The organism is Aquimarina sp. U1-2 (assembly GCF_017897595.1).
In the GTDB taxonomy this organism is placed as follows: domain Bacteria; phylum Bacteroidota; class Bacteroidia; order Flavobacteriales; family Flavobacteriaceae; genus Aquimarina.
Map to the genome: position 1 here is coordinate 1 of NZ_JAGKIK010000056.1, position 531 is coordinate 531.

Consider the following 531-nt stretch of genomic DNA (forward strand, 5'->3'; position numbering starts at 1 on the left):
ACCGTTAAGGAGCGGCCTAGGGTAAAACTGGTAACTGGGGCTAAGTCGTAACAAGGTAGCCGTACCGGAAGGTGCGGCTGGAACACCTCCTTTCTAGAGATTTTCTTTATTTAGTTTTATAGTTAAGTATAGGATTAAAAAAAGAAGACGCTGATACTATTACGCAAGGGTATTGTTTGACTTTATTTTTGAGTTTAGTCTTTTTGCTGTCGATTAATTTATTTTAGTTGTTAGTTTTTGGTTGTTAGTTGTTAGTGTTTTTTGTACGCAATAGATTAACTATCAACGATAAACCATCAACCATCAACTATGAAGACAGTCTCATAGCTCAGCTGGTTAGAGCGCTACACTGATAATGTAGAGGTCGGCAGTTCGAGTCTGCCTGAGACTACGGAATGATGAATGTAGAATTTTGAATTCAGAATTCAGAATATTAGATTTTACATTTATAGTTTTGAAAGTTCATTGGAAAGATATTGAAAAAGGAAATTTTAGAAGTTGAGAATTCTAAATTCGTAATTCTGAATTCTA

1 tRNA gene and 1 rRNA gene are annotated in these 531 nt (G+C 34.8%); both read left to right on the forward strand.

What is annotated here, in order from left to right:
• Positions 1 to 93: ribosomal RNA gene (locus J8281_RS18980) — 16S ribosomal RNA — on the forward strand; the annotation flags it as partial.
• Positions 94 to 317: 224 nt separating this feature from the next.
• Positions 318 to 391, forward strand: a tRNA-Ile gene (locus J8281_RS18985).
• Positions 392 to 531 lie beyond the last annotated feature (140 nt).